At 50.4% G+C, this 4,048-nt stretch carries 3 protein-coding genes; all 3 read left to right on the forward strand.

The features are described from left to right. The first annotated feature begins 472 nt into the window (after positions 1-472). Positions 473-1,591 carry an ATP-grasp fold amidoligase family protein gene (locus CIK74_RS03100; RefSeq protein WP_096254317.1) on the forward strand — a complete coding sequence of 373 codons (1,119 nt, stop codon included), beginning with the start codon at positions 473-475 and terminating at the stop codon, positions 1,589-1,591. A gap of 513 nt (positions 1,592-2,104) precedes the next feature. After that, on the forward strand, positions 2,105-2,602 hold the full coding sequence (locus CIK74_RS03105) for a hypothetical protein (protein ID WP_096254318.1): 498 nt from the start codon (positions 2,105-2,107) through the stop codon (positions 2,600-2,602). A gap of 341 nt (positions 2,603-2,943) precedes the next feature. Then, positions 2,944-4,032 (forward strand): IS110 family transposase, encoded by a 1,089-nt coding sequence (locus tag CIK74_RS03110; protein ID WP_096254319.1) that lies wholly within the window; start codon positions 2,944-2,946, stop codon positions 4,030-4,032. Positions 4,033-4,048: the final 16 nt, after the last annotated feature.

Genomic DNA, 4,048 nt, shown 5'->3' on the forward strand with positions numbered 1-4,048 from the left:
CTTGATCCTGACAGACAGGGGTGCACCGACTCGATGGTGGCACATTTATCACTAATTCAGGAGAGCTCGGTAAGACGGGAATCCTGAACAAATTTGACTGGCCCAAGACTTTAATTCGATTTGGCACAGATCGACATTTTGATATTTGGCGCACATCTGTCTTGAAGCTTAAAAAGCATTTGCTCAATCATGATCTATTTGGAAAATCTTACGTAATTAAGGCAAACTGGACAGACATAACAATTCAAGGCACTGTGGCACCGAGATTCCGTTCAATGAACGCGGTTGCGGCGAATAGTCTTTATGAGCGATATTACGAGACGTTAGCCGAATGTAACTTTAATATTATTGAACCACCTTCGGATATTTCGCACTCTGATGAAAATCATAAATGGGGTCCATCTCAATACCATTATCAAAGTGAATTTTATACCTATATCGCGGACGTAATAACAAGGGACTGAGTTAATCTATGGAACAATTTAAAGTGACAATCAAGGGATTGGGGCGCAATGTACAAGCGCGAATCGAAAATGCACCTGAAAATGCGAATTTTTCTTTTGCCCTTAGGTCTGCGTTAACCAAGGATATCGTTTTTAGCGACGTTGACACCAAAAGTCCTGTTTGGATAACTCCTGAGATCACTAATTCGGATAAGTATTTTGTTGAATGCACTGTGAAAACTGGCAAGATTAGTTTTATAACATGCAGTAGAGAATTCGATTTCGGAATTAATAAACAGGCATCTCGCCCTCGTGGTGTCGTGGCCCGCGCTAAGCATCAGCCAGCGCCATCATTCCATTCCCTGCTGTATTGGGAGAGCCGCAAGGCCTTCGTTAACCGAGAATATAGCGCATGGCTTTTAGATCACAAGCTGAATGCTTATAAGTTTGCGGACAAATTAGGTCTGAAAACTCCAGCCATGGAGCTGGTTCCCTTCTCGTGTTCCATCATACCTATTGAAGTAAACACGGTAATTAAACCACTCAATGGCGTTATGTCGCAGGGTGTATATCTAATTATGGAAGACGGAATTATTGACCTCGTCAATAATCGCCATCTCGCCGGGTCCGAGGAGCTACGTAAATCAATGGCGGGTCTTCTTCTATCGGGAAAGATAAAAGAAGATTTGTGGATTCGCGAGCGACTGATACGTGATGACAAAGATCCAGAGGCTCCAGCAAGAGACGTGAAATTTTACACATTCTATGGGCAGCCGATCTTAGCGCTAGAGACTGCCCGTATTCCGAAGATTCAGCGTTGCTGGTACGATAATTACTCGAATTTGGTTAACACCGGTAAATACGCGACTGAGTTATTCGTAGGTCATGGAATCCCTGCTGAATTTTATAAGATTGCTGAAAAGATCGGACTAAATATCCCAGCACCGTTTGTACGGATTGATTTACTGGCCTCACCTGAAGGGGCCGTCGTAAATGAAGTAACTCCAAAGCCGGGGGGTGCACATTTATTCGCACAATCCATCGATCAACAACTAGGAAACCATCTAGTCAACGCTGATGGGCGCCTACGGGCTGACCTGATTTCCGGTAAATCGTTTGATATTTTCAACTCTTTGAAAAATAGTTGAATTATGTCTCGGTATTTTCAAAAATCAGTTATGGTTTATCCAAAACTTTTAATCAGAGACTCGGGAATGAGTACGCGCTCCTAATGCTGTCATCGTGGGATCGAAATCATCAGGTTGTACCTTACCGCTCTCTTTCTGCGAATCATTCCAAACGGTCTCTTCGGGATTGAGAATGTAACCTCCTAAACCCAATACCCCGGATATGTGGTCAATGCATTAAAAGTCGAGGCCTTCTAGAAGAACGGAACTTCCTACACAAACCATTTCTAGATCCCTCGACTGTGCACCATTCTATCAATACCCCCTGCATGCAAAATAGCGTCGTATGGTACTTCTGTTCTGACGAGTTGGTGTGAAATCTCGGTACATCGTGAACACTGAATCTCGGGACTTCGTCCTGTTTCGTGCCACGGTTTGTGATTGAAAACCTCAATAGGTGTATGACCTGATGGTTTGTTTTCACGTTGTGGCCGAAGTACTTACTAATAAATAGGTTCCCGGTACCCTGAATCCATGGGTTCCCGATTCATCCGCAAGGTCCGCACGGCATCTGGTGCTGTCGCGGTGCAAGTCGTGGACCAAATCGGACGCACTACCACCTCTGTGGAACACATCGGCTCGGCGAACACCGACGCAGAATTAGCGTTGCTGCTGCGCTCCGCCGAGCAACGCTTGCATCCAGGGCAACAAGCTTTCGACCTCGTCGAAATGGAACAAGAACCCGCTTCTCTGGGCGAAGTCGCTGACTGGACCAAAAACGCCGCACTTCCCAAGGTGACTCCTGACCGCGGAAGACCTCGAACCGGCGCTACGGGCCACGCGAAAGTCGTTGCGTCTCCAGCCACGGAACTGTGGGAAATCCTCACCGCGGCCTATGCCCGACTTGGGTTCGAAGTCCTTGATGACGAGGGATTTCGTGCCATGGTGCTTGCCAGACTCATCGAGCCGACGTCCAAAGCAGACACCTTCAGAGTGCTCCTGTTTCGTGCCAAACGGGCTCTTAAAAGTTAAGCGTGGTGCTGGATGTTCAGCACGGCCGTAGGCCCGCCGTATATAACTGTGAGTATCGAGGTGGCTGGTCTGGGACTAGCTGGCAGGATAGGAACCAGCCGTCCCACCCCCTGGATGTGGCTCAGTATACAACTGACCCGCGAGGTGTCATCGTATTGACTTGTCCATCCGCTCAGGGTGGGACGGCCGGGACCAATCCGGCCCACCACGGTAGCTTCATCAGAAGATTGTCCACCCCAGAAGGGGCGTGACCCATCACAGTTCTGTTCCGTAGTGACCCTTACCCGGACTGGTACCGGCCGTTCACGGCCGTCCAAAATAATCCAGGAAAGGAAAGTACGGTGACCGCACAATCTATCGTCGCTCATTGCTACCCATTTGTCGTGGGTGTCGATACTCACGCACGTAACCATGTCTACGCCATCATCGACTCCAACAACGGTGCACTGCTTGATACCCAGTCGTTTCCAGTGACCAGCGTCGGCATCAGCCGTGCCATCCGCTGGGTGGCACGACGTACTGAAGGTAACGCAGACACCCTCTGGGTCATCGAAGGGGCCGCGACTTACGGAGCGATCCTTGCCGGCACCATCGCCGCTCACGGATTCCCCGTCTCCGAGGCACCACGCATGAGCAAGAAGCAGAACCGTGGCGTAGGAAAAACCGATGCCTTGGACGCTCAACGACTGGCCAAGGCCTCCCTGCCGCTGCCGATAGACAAATTGCGCCATCCGCGACTGAATGAAGGAATCCGGCAGGGTCTGCGCATCCTCGTCACGGCACGCAGCTCGATGGCGAAGGACCGCACTAGGTCTGTGAATGCCTTGAACGCTTTGGTGCGCAGCAACGTTCTGGGGATCGACGCCCGCAAGAAGCTGACCAGCGGTCAGATCACTGAGGTCAGCCGGTGGCGGGAACGAGAAGAAGAGCTCTCGCTGCGGATTGCCCGGTCTGAAGCGGTGCGACTGGCCAAACATACTCTAGATTTGGATCACCAGTTAACTATCAATGAGCAACAACTGGATGAACTGGTCAGGGTCAGTGAAGCGGCACCGCTGATGGAGGAGATCGGGTTCAAAGCAATCACCGTAGCGAAGTGCTTCGTCGCTTGGTCTCACGAAGGCCGAGTGCGCGATGAAGCTGCTTTCGCCTGTTTGGCTGGGGCGAGCCCGATTCCTGCATCGTCAGGGAATACGACACGACATCGGCTTAACCGTGGCGGGGATCGGTCGTTGAATGCTGCTCTGCATCTGGCGGCGATCACGCGCATGACCCATGACGACGAGACACGTATCTATGTTGAAAAACGTCGTGCTGAGGGTAAAACGGATCGGGAAATCCGCCGATGCATCAAACGCTATCTCGCCCGTCGTGTCTTCAAGATCTTCCACGTTTCAGCGGTGGCTGAAGAGGTTACAATTGCGGCTTGACAGACCCTTTTATGGT

Origin of the sequence: Glutamicibacter sp. BW77 (assembly GCF_002332285.1) — a bacterium.
GTDB lineage: Bacteria > Actinomycetota > Actinomycetes > Actinomycetales > Micrococcaceae > Glutamicibacter > Glutamicibacter bergerei.

Coding starts and splice junctions, on each gene's coding strand:
- CIK74_RS03100 (WP_096254317.1), top strand. CDS start 473: ATGGAACAATTTAAAGTGACAATCAAGGGATTGGGGCGCAATGTACAA.
- CIK74_RS03105 (WP_096254318.1), top strand. CDS start 2,105: ATGGGTTCCCGATTCATCCGCAAGGTCCGCACGGCATCTGGTGCTGTC.